18 protein-coding genes and 1 pseudogene are annotated in these 23362 nt (G+C 60.7%); 17 read left to right on the top strand and 2 right to left on the bottom strand.

From position 1 onward, the window contains the following. Positions 1-9 precede the first annotated feature (9 nt). From argF to KIH76_RS01355, 4 genes and pseudogenes are all read left to right on the top strand, one after another. Positions 10-975, top strand: a complete 966-nt coding sequence (gene argF / locus KIH76_RS01370) for an ornithine carbamoyltransferase (protein ID WP_214372810.1) — start codon at positions 10-12, stop codon at positions 973-975. After that, positions 972-1484 carry an arginine repressor gene (gene argR, locus KIH76_RS01365; RefSeq protein WP_214372811.1) on the top strand — a complete coding sequence of 171 codons (513 nt, stop codon included), beginning with the start codon at positions 972-974 and terminating at the stop codon, positions 1482-1484. Before argF ends, argR begins: the two co-directional genes overlap by 4 nt. A 79-nt stretch (positions 1485-1563) precedes the next feature. Beyond that, on the top strand, positions 1564-2802 hold the full coding sequence (locus KIH76_RS01360) for an argininosuccinate synthase (RefSeq protein WP_214372812.1): 1239 nt from the start codon (positions 1564-1566) through the stop codon (positions 2800-2802). Between the two features lie 104 nt (positions 2803-2906). Beyond that, positions 2907-3461, top strand: a pseudogene (locus tag KIH76_RS01355) (restriction endonuclease subunit S); the annotation flags it as partial. Here KIH76_RS01355 and KIH76_RS01350 read toward each other — a convergent pair. Further along, positions 3418-4662 (bottom strand): ATP-binding protein, encoded by a 1245-nt coding sequence (locus tag KIH76_RS01350; protein WP_214372814.1) that lies wholly within the window; start codon positions 4660-4662, stop codon positions 3418-3420. The pseudogene KIH76_RS01355 and the gene KIH76_RS01350 overlap by 44 nt on opposite strands. A 167-nt stretch (positions 4663-4829) precedes the next feature. Between KIH76_RS01350 and KIH76_RS01345 the strand changes: the two genes are divergently transcribed. Beyond that, positions 4830-5759 (top strand): site-specific integrase, encoded by a 930-nt coding sequence (locus KIH76_RS01345; RefSeq protein ID WP_214372815.1) that lies wholly within the window; start codon positions 4830-4832, stop codon positions 5757-5759. Here the strand turns inward: KIH76_RS01345 and KIH76_RS01340 are convergent. Then, the gene (locus tag KIH76_RS01340; protein ID WP_219068867.1) at positions 5742-6578 is read right to left on the bottom strand and encodes a restriction endonuclease subunit S; all 837 of its coding nucleotides are present in this window, start codon (positions 6576-6578) and stop codon (positions 5742-5744) included. The two genes, KIH76_RS01345 and KIH76_RS01340, sit on opposite strands and share 18 nt — an antisense overlap. On the opposite strand from KIH76_RS01340, the gene KIH76_RS01335 reads away from it, so the two are divergent. The 12 genes from KIH76_RS01335 (at position 6566) to KIH76_RS01280 (ending at position 23316) form a co-directional block, all read left to right on the top strand. Further along, positions 6566-6775, top strand: coding sequence for a hypothetical protein (locus KIH76_RS01335; protein WP_214372819.1), 210 nt, complete (start codon positions 6566-6568; stop codon positions 6773-6775). The two genes, KIH76_RS01340 and KIH76_RS01335, sit on opposite strands and share 13 nt — an antisense overlap. After that, a complete protein-coding gene (locus tag KIH76_RS01330) occupies positions 6772-7611 on the top strand; it encodes a GIY-YIG nuclease family protein (protein ID WP_214372821.1) in 840 nt (279 codons plus the stop codon). Before KIH76_RS01335 ends, KIH76_RS01330 begins: the two co-directional genes overlap by 4 nt. Beyond that, positions 7604-10165: a type I restriction-modification system subunit M gene (locus tag KIH76_RS01325; RefSeq protein WP_219068865.1), complete on the top strand. Its 2562-nt coding sequence runs from the start codon at positions 7604-7606 to the stop codon at positions 10163-10165. The genes KIH76_RS01330 and KIH76_RS01325 overlap by 8 nt, the downstream gene beginning before the upstream one ends. A gap of 1 nt (position 10166) precedes the next feature. Further along, positions 10167-11330, top strand: a complete 1164-nt coding sequence (locus tag KIH76_RS01320; RefSeq protein ID WP_219068863.1) for a restriction endonuclease subunit S — start codon at positions 10167-10169, stop codon at positions 11328-11330. A 14-nt stretch (positions 11331-11344) separates the two neighbouring features. Further along, entirely contained in the window at positions 11345-11536 is a 192-nt protein-coding gene (locus KIH76_RS01315; protein WP_214372827.1) for an antitoxin VbhA family protein, read from the top strand. Beyond that, positions 11529-12194: a Fic/DOC family protein gene (locus KIH76_RS01310; protein WP_214372829.1), complete on the top strand. Its 666-nt coding sequence runs from the start codon at positions 11529-11531 to the stop codon at positions 12192-12194. Before KIH76_RS01315 ends, KIH76_RS01310 begins: the two co-directional genes overlap by 8 nt. 23 nt (positions 12195-12217) lie before the next feature. Next, entirely contained in the window at positions 12218-15412 is a 3195-nt protein-coding gene (locus tag KIH76_RS01305) for a type I restriction endonuclease subunit R, EcoR124 family (RefSeq protein WP_214372831.1), read from the top strand. Positions 15413-15536: 124 nt separating this feature from the next. Beyond that, complete coding sequence (argH, locus tag KIH76_RS01300) at positions 15537-17030, top strand: argininosuccinate lyase (protein WP_214372833.1); 1494 nt, start codon at positions 15537-15539, stop codon at positions 17028-17030. Positions 17031-17077: 47 nt separating this feature from the next. Beyond that, positions 17078-17887, top strand: a complete 810-nt coding sequence (gene thiF / locus KIH76_RS01295; protein ID WP_219068861.1) for a thiazole biosynthesis adenylyltransferase ThiF — start codon at positions 17078-17080, stop codon at positions 17885-17887. 35 nt (positions 17888-17922) lie between these two features. Beyond that, positions 17923-19095, top strand: coding sequence for a DsrE/DsrF/DrsH-like family protein (locus KIH76_RS01290; RefSeq protein ID WP_214372835.1), 1173 nt, complete (start codon positions 17923-17925; stop codon positions 19093-19095). A gap of 80 nt (positions 19096-19175) precedes the next feature. Continuing rightward, the gene (gene dnaE, locus KIH76_RS01285) at positions 19176-22745 is read left to right on the top strand and encodes a DNA polymerase III subunit alpha (RefSeq protein ID WP_420829240.1); all 3570 of its coding nucleotides are present in this window, start codon (positions 19176-19178) and stop codon (positions 22743-22745) included. Positions 22746-22884: 139 nt separating this feature from the next. Next, positions 22885-23316, top strand: coding sequence for a DUF4186 domain-containing protein (locus KIH76_RS01280; protein WP_219069170.1), 432 nt, complete (start codon positions 22885-22887; stop codon positions 23314-23316). Positions 23317-23362: the final 46 nt, after the last annotated feature.

The raw sequence follows: 23362 nt of genomic DNA, 5'->3' as shown, positions 1-23362 counted from the left end.
GAGTATCCAATGACCGGTCAGCTTCGCCACATGCTGCGCGACGACGATCTCAATCATGAGGAGCAGAAGCAGGTCCTCGAACTCGGCATGAAGTTCCGCGAGAACCGCTTCTACAAGCAGCCGTTCGCCGGCCCGCAGGCCGTCGCCGTGCTGTTCGACAAGCCCTCCACCCGCACCCGCTCCAGCTTCTCCATCGGAGTCGCCGAGCTCGGCGGCTATCCGCTCGTCATCGACAAGTCCGGATCCCAGCTCGGCCGCGGCGAGCCGGTCGCCGACACCGCGCGCGTGCTCACCCGCATGGCCTACGGCATCGTCTGGCGCACCTTCGGCCAGGACCGCGTCGAGGAGATGGCCAAATACGCCACATGCCCGGTCGTCAACGCGTTGACCGACGACTTCCACCCCTGCCAGGTGCTCGCCGACTTCCTGACCATCGCGCAGTTCCGCGGCGGCGTGGATGCGCTCGCCGGCAAGACCATCGCCTACGTGGGCGACGCGGCCAACAACATGGCCAACTCCTACCTGCTGGCCGGTGCGGTCGCCGGCATGCACGTGCGCGTCGCCGGACCGTACGGTTACCTGCCGCGCAAGGACATCGTGGAGGACGCCGAACGCATCGCCGCCGAGAACGGCGGCTCGATCCTCGTCACCACCGATCCGCGCGAGGCCGTAGCCGACGCCGACTGCGTCTTCACCGACACATGGGTCTCGATGGGCGAGGAGGCGGAGTACGCGATTCGCTCCAAGCCGTTCTGGGACTACCAGGTCAACGACGAGTTGATGGCGCTCGCCAAGCCGGACGCGCTGTTCCAGCACTGCCTGCCCGCCTACCGCGGCAAGGAGGTCACCGCATCGGTGATCGACGGCCCGCAGTCCGTGGTGTGGGATGAGGCCGAGAATCGTCTGCACGCGCAGAAGGCGCTCCTGACCTGGCTGGTCGGCCAGCAGCGCGGCGACGAAAGCCTGCTCGCATGAATGACTCCAATACGCCGGTGCAGCGTCCCGCGACGCGAGCCGCGCGGTTGAGCGTGATCGAGGAGATCCTGCTCAACCACATCATCACGTCGCAGTCGCAGCTCTCCGGCATTCTCTCCGATGAGGGCATCGACGTGACGCAGGCCACGCTCAGCCGTGATCTTGACGAGATAAACGCGATGAAGACGCGGCTCAAGGACGGCACGATCGCCTACACCGTGGGCGATCATGCCGTGCACGAGGCCGCCGGCATCGGGGAGAAGGCCGAACAGCAGATGGCGAAGGTGCTGGGAGGCCTGGTCACGTCGGTGGCCGCGGCGAAGAACCTGATCGTCGTGCACACGCCGTCCGGCGCTGCGCAGTACGTGGCCAGCGTGGTCGACAAGCAGCCGATCGACGGCGTGCTCGGCACGATCGCCGGCGACGACACCGTGATGGTGATCTGCTCCGACGACGAGACGGCCGAGGCCCGTGCACAATGGCTGTTGTCCATCGCGTCCAAAAACTGATACGCCCGCCACGCCGAATGCATAAATATACAAGCATGTGCATATACTTGCATCAGCTGACTTTTACAGAAAGGCAATCATGAGCGATAACAAGCGCATCGTACTCGCATACTCGGGCGGCCTGGACACGTCCGTCGCCATCTCATACCTCAAGGAGCGCACCGGCAAGGACGTCGTGGCGGTCTCCCTCGACGTCGGCCAGGGCGGCGAAAGCCTCGAGACCATCAAGCAGCGCGCGCTCGCCTGCGGCGCCGTGGAATCCTACGTGGTCGATGCCCGCGACGAGTTCGCCAACGAGTACTGCATGATGGCCCTCAAGGCCAACGCCATGTACGAGGGCGTGTACCCGCTGGTCTCCGCCATCTCCCGCCCGCTCATCTCCAAGCACCTCGTGCGCGCCGCCCACCAGTTCGGCGCCGACACGATCTCCCACGGCTGCACCGGCAAGGGCAACGACCAGGTCCGCTTCGAGGTGTCCATCGCCTCGATCGACCCGACGCTCAAGGCCATCAGCCCGATCCGCGACCTGTCGCTGACCCGCGACGTGGAGATCGCGTTCGCCAAGGAGCACAAGCTGCCGATCACCCAGACCGAGAAGTCCCCGTACTCCATCGACCAGAACGTGTGGGGCCGCGCCATCGAGACCGGCTTCCTCGAGGATCCGTGGAACGCGCCGACCAAGGACTGCTACTCCTACACCGACGATCCGGCCTTCCCGCCGGTCGAGGACGAGGTGACCATCGAGTTCAGGCAGGGCATTCCGGTCAAGATCGACGGCCGCGACGTCACCCCGCTGCAGGCCATCGAGGAGCTCAACCGCCGCGCCGGCGCGCAGGGCATCGGCCGCATCGACCTCATCGAGGACCGTCTTGTCGGCATCAAGTCCCGCGAGCTGTACGAGGCGCCGGGCGCCGTGGCGCTCATCACCGCGCACCAGGAGCTCGAGAACTGTTGCCTCGAGCGCGAGCAGCACCGCATCAAGCGCGACATCGACAAGCGCTGGGCCGAGCTGGTCTACGACGCGCAGTGGTTCTCCCCGGCCGTGCGCTCGCTCAACGCGTTCATCGAGGAGACGCAGAAGTACGTCTCCGGCGAGATCCGCATGACCCTGCACGGCGGCCGCGCGGTCGTCACCGGCCGTCGCTCCGACGCCTCGCTGTACGACTACAAGCTCGCCACCTACGATTCCGGCGACACCTTCGACCAGAAGTCCTCCAACGGCTTCATCGACATCTACGGCCTGCCGTCCCGCGTCGCCGCCGCCCGCGACGTCCGCTTCGGCAACGGCATCGAAGTCCCGGACAACGCCGTCGAGTGACGTTTCCCGCGCGCTGACCGACCGTACGTAGCGTCAAGACCTCTTCGCACCATGCGAAGAGGTCTTTTGCATATCCGCGCAGCCAGCCTTCCCCATCTGCTTGGGAACAGCGTAAGTTGGGTGATGTTGCTGAAATTGTTGGAGGTGGCACACCCGACACGAGCAATCCTGATTACTGGGATGGTGATATTGATTGGTATTCGCCCGTCGAACTGGGAGAACAAATCTACGCCGATGGCAGTGTAAGACGGATCACCGAGCAAGGGTTTAAGAATTGCTCTGCGAAGATGCTACCGAAAGATCAGACGATTCTTTTCACAAGTCGTGCTGGGATTGGGAATACGGCTATACTACGCCGATCTGCATGCACGAATCAAGGATTCCAGTCTCTTGTTATCGGTGCAGATGCAGATGTCTATTTCATCTATTCGATGAGTGCTCGTATTAAGAAATGGGCGGAAGAGAAAGCATCCGGATCGACCTTTCTTGAGATATCCGGCAAGCAGCTTGCTGCTATGCCTATTCAGTTGCCGTTGCTCGCCGAGCAGCGGGCCATCGGCCGGTTTTTCTCCCGCCTCGATTCCCTCATCACCCTTCATCAGCGTAAGCTGATATTTACCACTCGTCCGATAACAGGAAATCGGCGACATGCATGGTGATGATGCCTTCGTAATTGCCTTCCGCATATTCGTCGGTGCACAGTACGTATTTCGGATGGTTGTCGCGGATGCTCAGCAGTCGTCCGTATTCGCGATCCCGCGTGCTCTGGTCTCCTAGTGTCTGCGCGATCTGAATGTACATCACGCGATCCTGTTTACTGGCGACAAAATCGATTTCAGCGGTTCCGATTTTACCAATGCACGGCTGCCATCCACGGCGCAGCAGTTCGACATACACGAGGTTCTCCAGCATGGCGGCGACACTGTCCGGACGATATCCGAGCACCGCATACCGCAACGAGGTGTCGGCCAGATAGAACTTCTCCTGCGTTTTCAGAATCTCCTTGCCTTCCAGATCGTATCTGGAACAGCGATGGAGAATATAGGCCGATTCGAGTTTCCTCAGGTAGGAATAGACGGTTTCCGCATCGATGGAACGGCTCTGGCTCTTAAGATATTTGGTTATGCCCGATGCCGAGAATGTTCGCCCGATATTGTCGAAGGTGTATCTCACGATGCGTTCCAGCTGGTCGACCTTGCGAATGCTGTTGCGGCGCACAATATCGGTGAAGATCGTCGAATTGTAGATGTCGCGGACGATCGCATACACCTGGCCGTCCGTATATGCGGTGAGACAGGTCGCGGGGAATCCTCCGCGGCGTATGTATCCGCCGAGACGGCGGTGCGTGTCGCCGTCTCCGTCTCCCGTTCCGTATTCGTCGCAGAATCCCAGATACTCTCGGAACGACAAGGGAAACACGCGGAAGGCGATGTATCGGCCGGTCAGGTACGTCGAAATTTCCGACGACATCATCCTTGAATTGGATCCGGTGACATAGATGTCAACGTTGTGCTCCGACATCAGAGAGTTGACCACGCGTTCCCAGCCGTCGATTTCCTGCACCTCGTCCAGAAACAGGTAAGCACGCGCGGGTTCATCTGCATCCGCTGACGGCAGGGCATCGGACAGCTGACGGTACAGCTCCGCCGCGCTCCAACCGTCATATTGCATGGAGTCGAAGGAGTATCTGATGATGCGTCGCGGATCGACGCCGCGCTGCGTCAGTCTGTCTGCTATCTGCCCCATCAGCGTGGATTTGCCGCAACGACGGACTCCCGTAAGGATTTTCACCAGCGGAGCGTCGATATAGGGTTCGATCACGGCAAGATAGTCCGGGCGAGGCAAAGTCAGGTGGGACATAATGGTAGAGCCCTTTCTTTCATCCCGCCAGGATTGACGGTCATAAACCAGTATAGCTATAGTTTAAGGTTACTTTTCCGATTATAACCTAATAAACTTTCTCCATTGCCATTTTTCTTAGGTTATAACCCAATTTTAGTCGAAATATCCATAACGAAGGACTCATCATGACCGACACCAAGCAAGAAACACTGTTCTGCGACTACTACGCGCAATGGGTCAGCGTCTACAAAGAAGGCGCGATCCGCGACGTGACGATGAAGAAATACAGGATCACGCAGGCATGGCTCGCCAAACTCATCCCCGATCTCAAACTGTCCGATTTCGACCGAGTCAGCTATCAGAAACTCATCAACGGCTATGCCGAATATCACGAACGGCAAACGACCATGGACTTTCATCACCAGTTGAAGGGCGCCATTCTCGATGCCGTCGACGAAGGATTCATCCAGCGCGACCCTACCCGTAAGGTCATCATCAAAGGGAAGCAGCCCCGGCAGAAGAAGCAGAAGTATCTCAACCAGTTCGAATTGCACGCGATCCTCGCCGATCTCACGCTTGGCGCGGAGCCAAGCTGGGATTGGCTGATACTGCTCATCGCGAAGACCGGACTGCGGTTTTCGGAAGCGCTGGGTCTGACCCCGAATGATTTCGATTTCGTGCACCAGACGCTTTCCGTGAACAAGACGTGGGATTACAAGAACGGCGGTGGATTCGTCCCGACGAAGAACGCCTCATCCGTTCGCAAGGTGCAACTTGACTGGCAGCTCATCATGCAGCTGTCGGCGCTGCTGAAAGCATTGCCGGAGAGCAAGCCCATTTTCGTCAAGGATGGCGGCAAAGTATACAACTCAACGGCGAACGGCATTCTCGCCAAGCATTGCGAACGAGTCGGCGTGCCGGTGATCTCGATACACGGGCTTCGGCATACGCATGCGTCGTTACTGTTGTTTGCCGGAGTCTCCATTGCCAGCGTTTCCAAGCGGCTTGGGCATGCGAGCATGAACACGACTCAGGATACGTATCTGCATGTCATCCGCGAATTGGAAAACAAGGACGTGGATATTGTGATGCGGGCGTTATCGACGTTGATGTAAGGTATCGCGCTGCGCGCGATGCTGTGCTGTTGGCGGCGCGTTTCGCGCCGTGACGCTCCCCCAGTCAGCTTCGCTGACAGCGTCCTGCAATTGCGGGCGGCCTGCGGCCGTGCTCTGTCGGCTCGCTGTCGCTCGCATCTCGCCTACAAACACCGCCGGTGTTTGCTTCACGGCTCGGCCCTCAGCCGAGGGGACCGAGGCTCCGCCAGCTTCAACGCCGTCGAACGGTTTCTGGCGCTTACGCTGATGAAGGGTGATAAGGGCATCAAGACGAGAGAAGAACCGGCCGATGGCCCGCTGCTCGGCAAGCGACGGTACAGATACAGACATGCGTTCCAGAGCCACGGAACCGACACGCATTACCTTCACGCCATACGCCGCTTGAGCCTTCTGATCATAGAAATGTTTCGTTTTGAACAGACTCGAGTAGAAAACCGGATCGCCATCATGCGCAAAGGCGTAACTGTCATCATGAATCGCGACATTGCAATCGCCAAGCCACGCAACAGCTTTGCATACATCTTCAACATTTTCACTCGTTGCGGCAATTATCAAATCTCCCGGATGGGCGTATCGAAGAGATTTTGCCATATCGATGCGAAGATGAGAAAAGACATCATAAGCAGTGTCACCATAACTTGTGTAAATCTCGCCATAGTGAATACAAGGGATGCCTTCATCCACATAATCAGCGGCAGTGAATCGTTCACCACGATGAAACGTTCCGCAATCCCCCAACTTACGCTGTTCCCAAGCAGACGTATAATGAATGCATTTGTATTGCAGTTTGAAAGTGCGGCGAGGCGATGACTTATTCAAACCTCATAGAAAAGGGCGCTGGGGAAACCGAGATACGAGCGTACCTTGTCGATGGTGATACGGTTCCTGTCACCATGCGTATTCCCGCGAATCTCCGGGATTCCGCCAAGGAGGCCGCAGCGCTTCGCGGCATGAGCTTCTCGGCATTCGTGAGGGTCTGCCTCATCAATGAGCTGATCAAGGATGGCGAGCGATGATTCATCTCACCACCATGACCATGCAGCTTATCGACAATGATCCGGATGGCATTCGCATTTGCCGTGTGGAAGGCGAGTCGTTGGTCACCATCGTGGTTCCAAGAGATAAGTTGGCTGAAGCAAAGAGACTGCCAAATGTGCCGGAACGGGGCGTGTACTACCTGTTGGATGAGGACCACGGCGTGCTCGGCCGCGTGTATGCCGGGCAGACCACGCAGGGGCTTGCCCGTCTTGAAGACCATAAGGCCAAGAAGGAGTTCTGGAACAAGGCCGTCATGTTCCTTGACGGCGACATCAACATCGACAGGGATGTGTTGGACGCCCTGGAGGCGAAAGCGATTGACTTTGTCCAGCGAAACGGCTCATACGAGACGGATAATACGTATCTTCCCAGTCCGCATGTGAACCCGTATAAAGAGCAACGGGTCGAGAAGCTGCACGAGAGCATGCTGTTTCGCATGAAAGTCCTCGGTTATGATCTCAATCGTTCGGAAACCGCGGCGCATGTGAGCGAAGGATTTCACACCAAGAAGAACGGAATCTCGGCAACCGGGAAATACGATAAGGTAACCGGGCGGTTTACCGTCCTTGCCGGTTCCGAGGTTGAACTGAGACGCGGCATTATCAAGAACCGAGGAGCTATCGCCGCCCGCGAGCAGCTCTTCGGCAGTCAAAAAGGCAAGGCGAAGCTTGACCATGACGTGACCTTCGCCAGCCCGTCCACGGCCGCAGTGTTCGTTCTCGGTGGTAGCCAAAATGGCTGGACCGAATGGGTGAACGATCAAGGCAAGACTCTCGATGAAGTGTACAGGAACAAGGAGCATATGAATGAATAAGCAGCAGCTCGCCGCGAGGATTTGGGAATCGGCCAATCGGATGCGCTCGAAGATCGAGGCGAACGAGTACAAGGATTACATTCTTGGCTTTATCTTCTACAAGTTCCTCTCGGAAACGCTGGTGGCACGGTTGCATGAGGATGATTGGACCGATGAGGACCTGCCCGCACTGGTCGAGGACGATACCGAAACCGTGGAGGATGTGCGCCAGCTGTGCGGCTACTTCATCTCCTACGACAACCTGTTCTCCACATGGATCGCCTCAGGCTCCGACTTCACCATTGCCGATGTGCGTGAGGCGCTGTCGGCGTTCGAGCGCAACATCAACCCTGCGCACCGGCGTGTGTTCGCCGGTATTTTCGAAACGCTCCAGACCGGTTTGTCGAAGCTTGGCACCGACGAGCGCAGCCGTTCCAAGGCCGCCCGTGACCTGATCTACCTCATCAAGGACATTCCGATGGACAGCCGCGAGGGCTACGACACCCTCGGCTACATCTACGAGTACCTGATCGACAAGTTCGCCTCCAACGCAGGCAAGAAGGCCGGCGAATTCTACACGCCGAGCGAGGTCTCCCAACTGATGAGCGAAATCATCGCATGGCATCTGCAGGGCCGCGACGAGATCGAGATCTACGACCCCACGTCCGGTTCCGGCTCGCTGCTCATCCACATCGGTCAGGCCGTCGCCCGCCGCAACGGCAATCCGAACGGCATCAAGTACTATGCGCAGGAACTCAAGGAAAACACGTACAACCTCACGCGTATGAACCTGGTGATGCGCGGCATCCTGCCCAGCAATATCTTCGCCCGCAACGGCGATACGCTCAAAGCCGACTGGCCGTGGTTCGATTCCGATGAGACTCGCGACGAAACGTATACGCCGCTGTTCGTGGATGCGGTCGTCTCGAACCCGCCGTATTCGCAGAACTGGGAGCCGCCGGCACCAGGCGAGGACGTCCGCTTCGAATACGGCATCGCACCCAAGTCCAAGGCCGATTATGCGTTCCTGCTGCATGACCTGTACCATCTGCGCGACGACGGCATGATGTGCATCGTCCTGCCACACGGCGTGCTGTTCCGTGGGGGAGAGGAAGGCGCGATTCGCAAGAATCTCGTGGAGCATCACCATATCCAGGCCATCATCGGTCTGCCGGCGAACATCTTCTTCGGCACCGGCATCCCCACCATCGTGATGGTGCTGCGCAAGCATCGCGACGACGACCATGTGCTTATCGTGGACGCATCCAAGGGTTTCGCGAAGGACGGCAAGAACAACAAGCTGCGCGCGTGCGACATCCGGCGTATCGTGGACGCGGTGACCGGTTCGCAGACGATCGACAAGTTCAGCCGCTTGGTGAGCATCGACGAGATTCGCGCGAACGACTACAACCTCAATATTCCGCGCTACGTGGATTCGTCCGAACCCGCCGAGCAGTGGGACGTCTACGCCACGATGTTCGGCGGTGTGCCGGTGCAGGAGATCGATGCGCTGCATAGTTACTGGAATGTGTTCCCGAGCCTCAAGTCGCAGCTGTTCGACATGAAGAACGGTCATATCGCACATGTGAATGGCGGTTCGGTAAAAGACACGGTGTATGGCAATGCCGAAGTAAAACAGTACGTCGAGCAGTATCGGCAGCGTTTCGCCGATTACCGCGCGTTCCTGAACGGCGAACTGATCGACGGATACGCCGACGTGGATATCGCCAGCAAGCCGGAGGAACTGGCCGATGATTTGTTCCGTCGTTTGCATGACGTGCCGCTGGTGGACGCGTACGCCGCGTACCAGGTGTTCGTGGACGGTTGGAAGACGATTGCCGACGACTTGGAAACACTGCATAACGAAGGGTTCGACGCGGTGCGCAAGGTCGACGCGAACATGACCGTCAAGAAAAAGGGCGGCAAGGATGTCGAGGTGCAGGACGGCTGGCGAGGTCATATTCTGCCGTTCTCGCTCGTGCAGGAACGACTGATGACGGCCGACTTGGCCGAAATCGACGCACAGGAACGTCGTCTGAGCGAGATCGGGCAGGAACTGAACGATCTGCTGGAGAACGTGGACGAGGACGACAAGAGCTCGGATGCGATCAACGAGGACGGCGACGCGTTCGTGCCGGCCGAAGTGAAGAAGGCCGCCAAGGCGGTCGGCAAGCATCCCGACACCGATTTCGACCGTACGATCGTGGCCGCAAACCGACTGATCGACGAGGAGAAGACGGTCAAGAAGGCCATCAAGGAACTCAATGCTGCGCTGGAAGACAAGACCGCGACGGTCATCGAGCATCTGACCGACGAACAGACGACCGAACTGCTGAGCGCCAAGTGGATCGAACCGTTGCAGACCAAACTCGAAGCGCTGCCGACCGCCGTACTCGATGAACTCGTGGCGAAGGTCGCGGCCTTGAACGAGAAGTACGCGACCACGTACGCCGACGTGTGCGGTCAGATTCATGACGCCGAGCGCGAACTTGGTTTGATGCTCGACCAGCTGACCGGCGACGAATTCGACATGGCCGGCATCGCCGAACTCAAGGCCCTGCTGGGAGGTGAGTGAGATGGCTGATTCGAACGTACCTTCGATTCGTTTTCAGGGTTTTACTGACCCTTGGGAACAGCGTAAGTTGGAGGAAATAGTTGATGTTTGCAGTGGCCGTGACTACAAACATCTTTCCGAGGGTGATATTCCGGTTTACGGAACAGGCGGTTACATGACGAGTGTCAGTGAGGCGTTGTCGTATGACGTGGACGCCATTGGCATCGGAAGAAAAGGCACTATCGACCGTCCGTATAAACTTATCGCGCCATTTTGGACTGTGGATACGCTGTTTTATGCGATTCCGTGCAACGATGTTGATTTGAATTTTGCGCTCTGTCTTTTCCTGAATACTGACTGGAAAAGCAAGGATGAATCGACAGGATTGCCGAGTCTGTCTAAGCAGGCAATCAATGAGTCAGAGGTCGTTGTCTGCTCAGCTGGGGAGCAGAAACGGATAGGTTCCTTCTTCTCGCGGCTCGACGCCCTCATCACCCTTCATCAGCGTAAGTACGACAAGTTGGTTGTGCTGAAGAAGTCGATGCTCGAACAGATGTTCCCTCGAGAGGGTGAGTTGGCGCCGCGTATTCGTTTCTCCGGTTTTACTGACCCTTGGGAACAGCGTAAGTTGGGGGATTGCGGAACGACATATTCGGGGTTGTCGGGCAAGGCGAAGGAAGATTTCGGACATGGCGAGGCTCGTTTTGTTCCTTACACGAATGTATTTGATAACCCGGTTGCGGATGCAGATCGTCTAGAGGCAATCGAGATCGACCATCGTCAGAACGAGGTCAGACGAGGTGATGCCTTGTTTACGGTGTCTTCGGAGACGCCCGAGGAAGTCGGCATGTCTTCTGTTTGGCCTGTCAATAAGCCGAATGTCTACTTGAACAGCTTCTGTTTCGGTTATAGGCAAGATGGCACTTTTGATTCAAAATACTTGGCGTATATGTTGAGATCGTCCGAGGTCAGAGCGCAGATGACGTTGCTGGCGCAGGGCATTTCGCGGTTCAATATATCAAAGAGCAAGGTGATGGAGCTGTCCGTCCCGGCTCCTGGTCTTGCCGAGCAGCAGGCCATCGGCCGGTTCTTCTCGCGGCTCGACGCCCTCATCACCCTTCATCAGCGTAAGTTGATGTTGCTACAGAATATCAAGAAATCCTTGCTCGATAAGATGTTCGTTTAGGAATCGGAGGAATCATGGATCGCAAACGCATCATGGAAGAGGCCATCCATTCCGGCGAAATGGAAGGTGCCTACGTCTCCGCCGAGTTCCGGCGTGATGCCGAACAGTATGTCGACGGCGACTTCACCATCGAGGAGCTTATGACCAGAACCAAGCGCCGTTGGAAGGTCGACAAGCACGAGCCGGAAGCCGCCGCTCATGCCTGACCGGTTCGTCGACCCGTATGTCGATCGGCGGACCGGCATACTGCGTAATCTGGTCGGCGCGACGACCTACGACGAACTGCAGAACGCCGAAGGCGAATTCGTCGCGTTGCGCATGAACGAGTTCTTCACCAGACCGATTCCGCACATGAGCGGATCGTTGGACGACTTCCGTATGCTGCATCGCATCCTGTTCCAGGACATCTATGACTGGGCCGGTGAGATCCGCACCGTGGAAATCCGCAAAAACGTCGAGGGTGCCGAATTCTTCCTGCCGTCGACGAACATTGACATGGGCGTCGGCTGGGCGCAGGGAGAACTGTGGAAAGACAACATGCTTGCCGGTCTTGATCCGCCGAGATTCGCGCAACGGCTGGCCTACCATTACGACAACTACAATTTCATCCATCCGTTCCGTGAAGGCAACGGCCGCGTGCAACGCCTGTTCTGGACGCTGTTGTGCCATGATGCCGGATACGATCTCGACTGGCGTCTCGTCAGCGGCGAGGAGAACGACGAAGCCAGCAGACTCGCGGCGGAAGACCAGAACTACACGATGCTGGAAGCGATATTCCGGCGTATCGCGTCGCCATGCGATCCCGCCGTGCCGATCAGCAACGAATCGCTAGCCGCAGGTCATCTGCGCACCGACGCGCAATAAGCAATACGAAGAAGGAATCGATCATGATCTTCGACAATGAAGCAGACTTCGAGGAGAACGTCATCGCCGTGCTGCAACAGCACGGATGGAAGGACGGCGTGCTCAAGTATCCGACCGAACATGATCTGCTCGAGAACTGGAAATCCATCCTCTATCGCAACAACTGCGGCATCGACCAGCTCGGTCAATATCCGCTGACCGACGGCGAGATGGCGCAGATCATTGAACAGATCGAAACCTTGCGCACGCCGCTCGCGCTCAACTCGTTCGTCAATGGCCGCACCGTTTCCATCAAACGCGACAACGGACAGGACAAGGCGCACTTCGGCAAGGAAGTCAGCCTCTACATCTACGACCGGCAGGAGATCGCCGGCGGCAAAAGCACGTACCAGATCGCGCAGCAGCCGGTCTACCCGGCCAAGAACGCGATGCTCCACTCACGCCGTGGCGACCTCGTGCTGCTCATCAACGGCATGCCGCTCATCCACATCGAATTGAAGCGCAGCGGCGTGCCCGTCAGCCAGGCGACCAATCAGATCGAGAAATACGCACACGAAGGCGTGTTCGCCGGACTGTTCCGGCTCGTGCAGGTATTCGTCGCCATGAACCCCGACGATGCCGTGTACTTCGCCAATCCGGGCGCGGACCGGTTCAACCCGAGCTACTACTTCCACTGGGCAGACTGGAACAACGAGCCCATCTGCGGCGGCAAGCACCCCGGCGAAGACGAATGGAAGCGATTCTGCGCGAAACTCCTGTCCATTCCGATGGCACACCAACTCATCGGCTTCTACACCGTGGCCGACTCGGCAGACGGATGCCTGAAAGTGTTGCGCAGCTACCAGTACTACGCCGCATCCGCCATCTCCGACGCGGTACGCAAGTGCGACTGGGATGCCCGACCTGCCGTGCCGGGCCGACCGGGCGGCTGCGTGTGGCACACCACCGGTTCAGGCAAAACCATGACCAGCTTCAAGTCGGCGCAGCTCATCGCCGACTCCAAGGACGCCGACAAGGTCATCTTCCTCATGGACCGCATCGAACTCGGCACGCAGTCGCTCAAGGAATACCAGTCCTTCGCCGACAGCGAGGATGACGTGCAAGGCACCGAAAACACGGGCGTGCTGCGTGACAAACTTTCCAGCGACGATCCCAAGGACACGCTCATCGTCACGTCCATCCAGAAAATGAGCAACGTGAAACTCGGCGAACGCGGCGTCACGCAAGCCGAACTCGACCGGCTTGCCGCCAAACGCGTCGTGTTCATCGTCGACGAATGTCATCGCTCCACGTTCGGCGACATGCTGCAGGACATCCGCCGTTCATTCCCGAACGCGATGTTCTTCGGCTTCACCGGCACGCCGATCCTCGACGAAAACCAGAAGAAGCATGCCACCACCGCGATGATCTTCGGCGGCTGCCTGCACCGCTACAGCATCGCCGACGGTATCCGCGACCACAACGTGCTCGGCTTCGACCCGACCATGGTCACCACCTACAAGGACGCCGACGTGCGGCTCGCCGTCGCATTGCACCAGGCAAAGGCCTCGAGCGTGGAAGAAGCGCTCAACGACCCGGACAAGGCCGACGTATACAAGCATTACATGGACAAACGCCAAATGCCCATGGCGTCGGCGGTCGATGCGGCCGGAAACCAAGCACCCAGCATCGAAGGATGCCTCGGAACGGGCGAATACGGCATCGGCAAACCGCACGCCGGCATGGTCGTCAAAGACATCATCGAACAATTCCCCGTGCTCAGCCACGGCGGCAAGTTTCACGCCATGCTTGCCACCAGCTCCATCCCCGAAGCGATCAACTACTATCACCTGTTCAAACAGCAGGCTCCGCAACTACGCGTCACCGCCCTGTTCGACCCAAACATCGACAACAACGACGGGGCGACCGTCAAAGGCGACGCGCTCGCCGAAATCATGACCGACTACAACACGACGTACGGCAAACATTTCGGCATCGTGGACTGGCCGGCGATGAAGAAGGACATCTCCTCGCGACTATCGCACAAAGCCCCCTACGGCACCATCGACGCGAACCGCGACGCACGGCTCGACCTGCTCATCGTCGTCGACCAGATGCTCACCGGTTTCGACTCAAAATGGGTGAACACGTTGTACCTCGACAAAATCATCAGATACGAGAGCATTATTCAGGCCTTCAGCCGTACCAACCGACTGTTCGGACCCGACAAGCCATTCGGCACGATTCGCTACTACCGCGAGCCGCACACCATGCGCGAGAACATCAAAGCCGCGGTCAAACTGTATTCAGGAGACCGTCCGCTCGACCTGTTCGTGCAAAAGCTTCCCGACAACGTCAAGGCCATGGACGAGCGTCTCGCCGAAATCCGCGACGTCTTCGCGTCGGCCGGTGCGGGCGATCTTGCACAACTGCCTCAATCCGTGGAAGCGAAACGCAAGTTCGCCAAGGAGTTCGTGGAACTCAACAAGGCGCTCGAAGCGGCCAAAATACAGGGATTCACATGGGACACGCCGACATTCGAGTGCGTGGACGAAGACGGCAAGACCACCACGGTTCAGCCGCAGATCGACGAACGTACGTACCTGATCCTCGCACAGCGGTACAAGGAACTGTTCGACGACCATGACAACGAAGACGGGGATGACCCAGGCTCCGAGGATACGGAAGCTCCGTACGAGTTGGAAGGCTATCTCACCGAAATCGACACTGGACTCATCGACACCGATTACATGAACGCCAACTTCGACAAATGGCTCAAAGCGCTCGCCGAAAACAGTCCCGAGCTGGAGGCTGCATCGCAGGAACTGCATCGTTCGTTCGCCGCACTATCCGCCGACGAGCAGCGGCTCGCCGAACTGTTCCTGCATGATGTCGAACGTGGCGACGTGCACCTCGACCCCGGCATGACCTTGCGCGACTACATCACCCGGTACGCACGGCGCGAGAAAGACGAACAGATCGACAAGCTCGTGGATCGCACCGGCGTCGACCGGTCGCTGCTCGACGAACTTCTCATGCAACATGTCACCGAACTGACGCTCAACGAATATGGGCGGTTCGACGCGCTGGTCAAATCCGTCGACAAGAAGCGAGCGAAAGCCGCGCTTGAGCAGATGCGGCACACGGTTTTGACGCAACCCAAGGCGAACCGCGAAGTACGCCGCATACTGACCAGGTTCGTGCTCGGCGGCGGATACGACATCGACGCGGATGAGTAAGCGCGTGATCGCACTCGCATGAATGGTTACGGAGACTGGTAGGCTTTTCATGGTTTACGAGCATGAGAAGCCTACCCGCTTATCCACGCACAGCAACAGCACCAGAAGCTAAGGAGCAACACGCATGGCTGACAGCGCCGAGCAGAACACCGAGCATCTCGCCCTGTGGGGCGGTCGTTTCACCTCCGGTCCGTCGCCGGAACTCGCCCGACTGAGCAAGTCCACCCAGTTCGACTGGCGCCTGGCCGACGACGACATCGCCGGATCGCGCGCCCACGCGCGCGCCCTCGGCCGCGCGGGACTGCTCACCGCCGACGAGCTGCAGCGCATGGAGAACGCGCTCGACGAGCTCCAGCGCCGTGTCGACTCCGGCGCGTTCGCCCCGATCGAGGACGACGAAGACGAGGCCACCGCGCTCGAGCGCGGTCTGCTTGCCATCGCCGGCGACGAACTCGGTGGCAAGCTGCGCGCCGGCCGCTCGCGCAACGACCAGATCGCCTGCCTGATCCGCATGTGGCTGCGCCGCCACAGCCGCGTCATCGCGAAGCTCCTGCTGGCCCTCGCCAACGCGCTCATCGAACAGTCCGTCGCCGCCGGCCGCACCGTCATGCCCGGCCGCACCCACATGCAGCACGCCCAGCCCGTCCTGCTCGCGCACCAGCTCATGGCCCACGTCTGGCCGATCCTGCGCGACGTGCAGCGCCTCGCCGACTGGGACAAGCGCATCGACGCGTCCCCGTACGGCTCCGGTGCGCTCGCCGGCAACACACTCGGCCTTGAACCGGTCGCGGTCGCCCGCGAGCTCGGCTTCTCGAACGTGACCGCCAACTCGATCGACGGCACCGCCTCGCGCGATCTCGTCGCCGAATTCGCGTTCATCGCCGCCATGACCGGCGTCGACATCAGCCGTCTTTCCGAAGAGATCATCATCTGGAACACGCAGGAATTCGCGTTCGTGCGCCTCGACGACGCGTATTCGACCGGTTCGTCGATCATGCCGCAGAAGAAGAACCCGGATATCGCCGAGCTTGCGCGCGGCAAGTCCGGTCGCCTCATCGGCGACCTGACCGGCCTGCTCGCCACGCTCAAGGGCCTGCCCACCGCGTACGCGCGCGACCTGCAGGAGGACAAGGAGGCCGTGTTCGACCAGGTCGACACGCTCGAGGTGCTGCTGCCTGCGTTCACCGGCATGGTCGCCACCATGCAGTTCGACCACGACCGTCTTGAGGCCGAGGCGCCGACCGGCTTCGCGCTGGCCACCGACATCGCCGAATGGCTCGTCAAGAACGGCGTGCCGTTCCGCCATGCGCACGAGCTGTCGGGCGCGTGCGTGAAGATCGCCGAAGGCCGCGGCCAGGAGCTGTGGGACCTGACGGACGAGGACTTCATCGACGTGTTCAAGGACTTCCTGCCGGCCGACAAAGCGCCGCAGGTGCGTGAGGTGCTCTCCACCGAGGGTTCCGTCTCCGCCCGCAACGGCAAGGGTGGCACGTCGCCGCTGCGCGTACGCGAGCAGATCGTCGCCGCGAAGACGTCGATTGAAACGCTGCGCGCGTTCGCGAACTCCGTGTCCGACGGCCCGGCGTACAAGTCGCCCGAATCGCTGCTGCAGAAGTAGGATTCGCTGATTGCGGCCGGCCTGACCGGCGGAAGGGGAGCGCGGATATGGCGATGAACGACGAACAGCTGGAACGCTACGCCCGGCATCTGATCCTCAAAGGGGTCGGCGCGAAGGGGCAGAAGCGGCTGCTGGCCGCCAGCGTGCTCATCATCGGCGCGGGCGGCCTCGGCTCGCCGGTCGCGCTCTACCTCGCCGCCGCCGGCGTCGGCCGCATCGGACTGGCGGACGGCGACGTGGTCGACCTGAGCAACCTGCAACGCCAGATCGCCCACACCACCTCCCGCATCGGCCAGCCCAAAGTCGCGTCGGCCGCCGCGGCCATCCGTGCGCTCAACCCCGACGTGACCGTCGACGAACACAATGAACTCGTCGACGCCGGCAACATCGCCGCGCTCATCGAACCGTACGATCTCGTCATCGACGCGACCGACAACTTCGCCACGAAATTCCTCATCAACGACGCATGCGTGCTCGCCGGCAAACCGTTCATCCACGCGGGCGTCGTCGGATTCGCCGGCCAGCTCATGGACGTGGTGCCCGGCGAAGGCCCCTGCTACCGCTGCATCTTCGAGGAAATGCCGCCGGCGGGCGAAGTGCCGACCTGCAAGGAGGCGGGCGTGCTCGGCGCGGTCGTCGGCGTGATCGGCAGCCTCGAGGCCACCGAAGCGGTCAAGCTCATCGTCGGCGTGGGGGAGCCGCTCATCGGCCGCATGCTCACCGTCGACGCGCTCACCATGAACGTGCGCCGCGTGCCGCTGCCCGAACGTGTGCCCGAATGCGCGGTGTGCGGCGAGCATCCGGGCATCACCGCGCTCGACCCGGCACGGTACGTCCAGCCGGCCTGCGCCATCTGAGATACCGCATACGACAGTCAAGGAAGGGGAATGACATGGCCATCGCATTGCACGGGGGAGACGAATCAGGCGACGAATACCGGCACATTATGCCGGCCGAATTCGCCGCGCTCGACCATAGCACGGTCACGCTGCTGGATCTGCGCGAACCGGACGAGGTGATCGTGCATCCGGTCAGGGACGCGATCAACATCCCGTTCGACCAGATCGGCCAGCGACTCGGCTCGGTGCCGGCCGGCAAACCGGTCGTCGTGTTCTGCCGCGTGGGCGACTGGAGCGAGCAGGTGTGCGAGATCCTGACCGACCGCGGCTATGAGGCGATCAACCTGGACGGCGGATTCGCCGCGTTGCGCGACGCCGGATACGCGGACGATGCGACGGTCGACAACGCGGTTGCGGATACGACTGTGCCCAAGACGGCTCCCGCCGCAAACGCCGCGCCCAAGATGCTGCACATCGACGCGAAGGGCCTCAAATGCCCTGGCCCGATCGTGGCCGTGGCCGACGCGCTGCGCCCCGAACCGGTCGGCACCAAGCTCGCGGTCGAGGCCACCGAGGACGCGTTCTGCTCCGACATCGCGGTATGGGCCGAACGCACCGGCAACACGCTGCTCAGCCTGACGCGCGAGGGCGGCGACGGCGTCATCCATGCCGAACTGGAGAAGGGCGCTCCGACCGGCGACACGACCGCCGCCGTGCCGCAGTCCACGGCATCGGCGTCCGCCGGCGGCGACGTATTGCACGACAAGACCTTCGTCGTCTTCAGCGGCGACCTCGACAAGACCATCGCCGTGTTCATCATGGCCAACGGTGCGGCCGCGATGGGCCGCAAGGTCACGATCTTCTTCACGTTCTGGGGTCTGAACATCCTGCGCAAGCCCAAGCACATGCGCGTCGCCAAGAACCTCGTCGAGCGCATGTTCGGCTTCATGATGCCGCGCGGCACCAAGCAGCTGGGCCTGAGCCGCATGAACATGGGCGGCATCGGCGCGAAGATGATCCGCTGGATCATGAAATCCAAGAACGTCGCCTCACTCGAGGAACTCATGAAGCAGGCCACCGACCACGGCGTGCGGCTCGTCGCCTGCCAGATGTCGATGGACATCATGGGCATCCGCAAGGAGGAGCTCATCGACGGCGTGGAACTCGGCGGCGTGAGCACGTTCCTCGGCGCCGGCGAGACCAGCGACATGAGCTTGTTCGTCTGAGCCGCCGCCCCAACACAGCCCCAGCGCCGGTTCATCTGGCAGCGAAGCCGTGCCGCCATGCCCCGCCAAGGGCATGCGGTATGGTGGAACGCATGACTGAATCGGGAAAGAGCTTCGTCCATCTGCACAATCACACGCACTACTCGCTGCTCGACGGTGCGTCGAAGATCCCGAATCTGGTGAACCGGGTCAAGGAGCTCGGCATGCCCGCGGTCGGCATCACCGACCATGGCAACATGCACGGCGCATACGAATTGTGGAGCACCGCCGTCGGCGCCGGGGTCAAGCCGATCATCGGCATCGAGGCGTACGTGACGCCGGAGACCGCTCGCCAGGACAAGTCGCGCGTGCACTGGGGCACCGAAGCCCAGCGCAGCGACGACGTGTCGGGCGGCGGCCTGATCACCCACCTGACCATGTGGGCCGAAAACGACGAAGGCCTCGTCAACCTCATGAAGGCCTCGTCCGTGGCCAACCTCGAAGGCCGCGTGGCGCGCTACCCGCGTATGGACAAGGAGGTGCTCTCTACGTACTCCAAGGGCGTGATCGCGTCATCCGGCTGCCCCTCGGGCATCATCCAGACCCGTCTGCGCCTCGGCCAGTTCGACGACGCGCTGCGCGTCGCCGGTGAATTCCAGGACATCTTCGGCCGCGACAACTTCTTCATCGAGATCATGGACCACGGCCTGAAGATCGAGACGCAGGTCACCAACGACCTGCTCACCATAGCGAAGAAACTCAACGCGCCGCTGCTCGCCACTAACGACTCGCACTACGTGCTCGAGGAGGACCGCGACGCGCAGGACGCGATGCTGTGCATCAACTCCGGCAGCCGGCTCGACGACCCGGACCGGTTCAAGTTCGACGGCTCCGGCTACTACATCAAGTCTGCCGAACAGATGCGCGAACTGTTCAAGGACTTCCCGGAGGCGTGCGACAACACGCTCGAGATCGCCGAACGCTGCAACGTGATCTTCGACGACCACGAGGACGGCGCGTTCATGCCGCAGTTCGACTGCCCCGAAGGTTGGGACGAGACCTCGCTGTTCCTCAAGAAGGTCGAGGAGGGCCTCGAGAAGCGCTACGACGGGCATCCGCCGATGGAGGTGCTCAAGCAGGCCGACTACGAATGCGGCGTGATCTGCCAGATGCAGTTCTGCGGCTACTTCCTCGTCGTGGCCGACTACATCAACTGGGCGAAGTCGCACGGCGTGATGGTCGGCCCGGGCCGAGGCTCCGCGGCAGGTGCGATGGTCGCTTACGCGATGGGCATCACCGAACTCGACCCGTTGAAGCACGGTCTGATCTTCGAACGCTTCCTTAACCCGGAACGAGTCTCCCTGCCTGATATCGACGTGGACTTCGACCCCGACGGCCGCGCCAAGGTGCTCGAATACGTGGCCGACAAGTACGGCCACGACAAGGTCGCGCAGTGCGTGATCTACGGCACCATTAAAACCAAGCAGGCCCTCAAGGACTCCGCCCGCATCATGGGATACGAGTTCTCGATGGGCGAGAAGGTCACCAAGGCGCTGCCGCCGGCCGCCACCGGCGGCAAGGACATCAGCCTGCACGACATCTTCGACCCGAACGCGAAACGCTACGCCGAGGCGCGCGAGTTCCGCGAACTGTACGATTCCGATCCGGATGCCAAGCGCATCACCGAGGAGGCCAAGGGCATCGAGGGCCTGATCCGCCAGACCGGCGTGCACGCGTGCGCCACGATCATGGGTTCCGAGCCGATCACCGACACGTCGCCGCTGCTCGAACGCGTCGACGGCACCGTCACCACCACGTTCGAATACCACACCTGCGAAACGCTCGGCCTGGTCAAGATGGACTTCCTCGGCCTGTCCAACCTTACGACCATCCGCGACACGATCCGTAACATCGAGCTCAACGGCAAAGGCAGCATCGACCATACCAAGATCCCGCTCGACGACAAGGCCACCTACGAACTGCTCTCGCGCGGCGACACGCTCGGCGTGTTCCAGCTCGATGGCGACGGCATGCGCTCGCTGCTGCGCACGTTGAAGCCCACCAACTTCAACGACATCTCCGCACTCATCGCCCTGTACCGACCGGGCCCGATGTCGATGGAGTCGCACACCAACTACGCCAAGCGAAAGAACGGCCTGCAGAAGATCACGCCGATCCATCCCGAGCTCGACGAACCGTTGAAGCAGGTGCTCGACGAGACCTACGGCCTGATCATCTACCAGGAGCAGGTGCAGTCCGCCGCGCGAATCCTCGCCGGATACTCGCTGGGCAAGGCAGACGTGCTGCGACGAGCGATGGGCAAGAAGAAGCCCGAGGTGCTGGCCAAGGAGAAGGTGCCGTTCTTCGCCGGCATGAAGGAGCACGGCTACTCCGAACAGGCCGCCGAGGCCATCTGGGAGATCCTGGTCCCGTTCTCCGGATACGCGTTCAACAAGGCGCATTCGGCCGCCTACGGCCTGATCTCGTACTGGACCGCGTACCTCAAGACCCACTATCCGGTCGAGTTCATGGCCGCCCTGCTGCAGGGCGCGTCCACGAACAAGGACAAGACCGCGCTCTACCTCGGCGAGGCGCGCCGTATGGGCATTCAGGTGCTGTCGCCGGACGTCAACGAATCGGTGTACGAGTACTCCGCCGTCGGCGACGTCGTGCGCTTCGGTCTCGGCGCGATCCGCAACGTCGGCGAGGCCCCGGTCAAGGACATCATCGCCGAACGCGAGGGGCCGCGCGGCAAGTACGTCAACTTCATGGACTTCATCCGCCGCGTGCCGCTGAGCGCGCTCAACCGGCGCATGGTCGAGTCGCTCATCAAGGCCGGTGCGTTCGATTCGATCGATCCGAACCGCCGTGCGCTGTTCACCGTGCACGAGGCCGCGATCGACTCGGTCGTCGGCATCAAACGCAAGCAGGCGGAAGGTCAGTTCGACCTGTTCGCCGATGACGACGACGGCGGTGCGGCGGCGATGGGCGACGCGGTCGTCAACGTGCCCGACATCGAGGAATGGGACAAGAAGACCAAGCTCAACTTCGAACGCGAGATGCTCGGCCTGTACGTGTCCGACCATCCGCTGTCCGGCATGCAGTCGGTGCTCGCCAACCTGCGCGAAATGTCGATCGCGCATCTGATCGACCGTGCGAAGACGATGGGCGACGGCCAGCAGGTCACGATCGCCGGACTGATCACCGGCGTGGACCGACGCGTGTCCAAGAAGGGCAACGCGTGGGCGATCGTCACCGTCGAAGACATGGAAAGCTCGATCCAGTGCATGTTCTTCGGCAAGGTGTACGAAGCCGCGTTCGCCGACCTCGCCGTCGACCAGATCGTGCAGATCCGCGGACAGGTCGAGGTGCGCGACGAAACGGTGAGCATGCGCGCCACCGAAATGCAGGTGCCGACCCTGGAGGCCGCCGACGAACGGCCGCTGCTGATCACCCTGCCGCAGATGGCGCTGGGACGCAACAACGTGACCCGTCTGGCGCAGGTGCTGCACGCGCATCCGGGACTGTGCGAGGTGCGTCTCGCCGTGCTCGACGACGACGGCAACGCGCAGGTGCTCACGTTCGGCGACCGGTTCCGCATCAAACGCGACACCGCGCTGTTCGCCGACATCAAGATGCTGTTCGGCCCCAGCTGCCTGCCCGCCGCGTGACGGGCGGTCCGGTTTCGTCGTCCGGCGATGTTTCCCCCGCTCGTGACGGTTCGCGCGGAGGAGCGCGACTATGGCCTGCGCCCGCATTGACCAGAGGCGGCGATATGCCTGAACTATGGCAGATGGCATGGATGACGATATGGACGGCGTAAACGGTACGAACGGCGCAAACGGCCGGTCGTACGGAACGAACGGCGACGAATCGCGCTGGATCGGGCAGACGCTGGAACGACTGTCGAAGTCGGCGTTCCGGGCGAAGTTCGTGCTGTCCGACAAGGACCGGGCGTACGCGCGGGCGAAGGGCAAGGCGGTGATCGACCGGCATGCGCGTGAGATGCTGCGCGCGCGGGTGGGCGACGCCGAGCCGAGGAACGACGGACGGCAGACGCCGTGGCGCGGGCATCCGGTATTCACCGCGCAGCACGCGACCGCCACCTGCTGCCGCGGATGCATCGAGAAATGGCATCACATCCCGAAGGGCCGCGCGTTGAGCGACGACGAGGTGAACCGTCTCGCCGATCTGGTGATGGCGTGGATCGAACGTGATCTGATCGAGCATCCGGTGCGGTGATCGTTGCCGTGGAGGTTCGGCCGGTCGCGTGTCCATCCGATTGTTT

Source organism: Bifidobacterium simiiventris (genome assembly GCF_019331715.1).
GTDB classification, from domain to species: Bacteria; Actinomycetota; Actinomycetes; order Actinomycetales; family Bifidobacteriaceae; genus Bifidobacterium; species Bifidobacterium simiiventris.
This window is presented reverse-complemented; position numbering and strand designations above follow the sequence as displayed.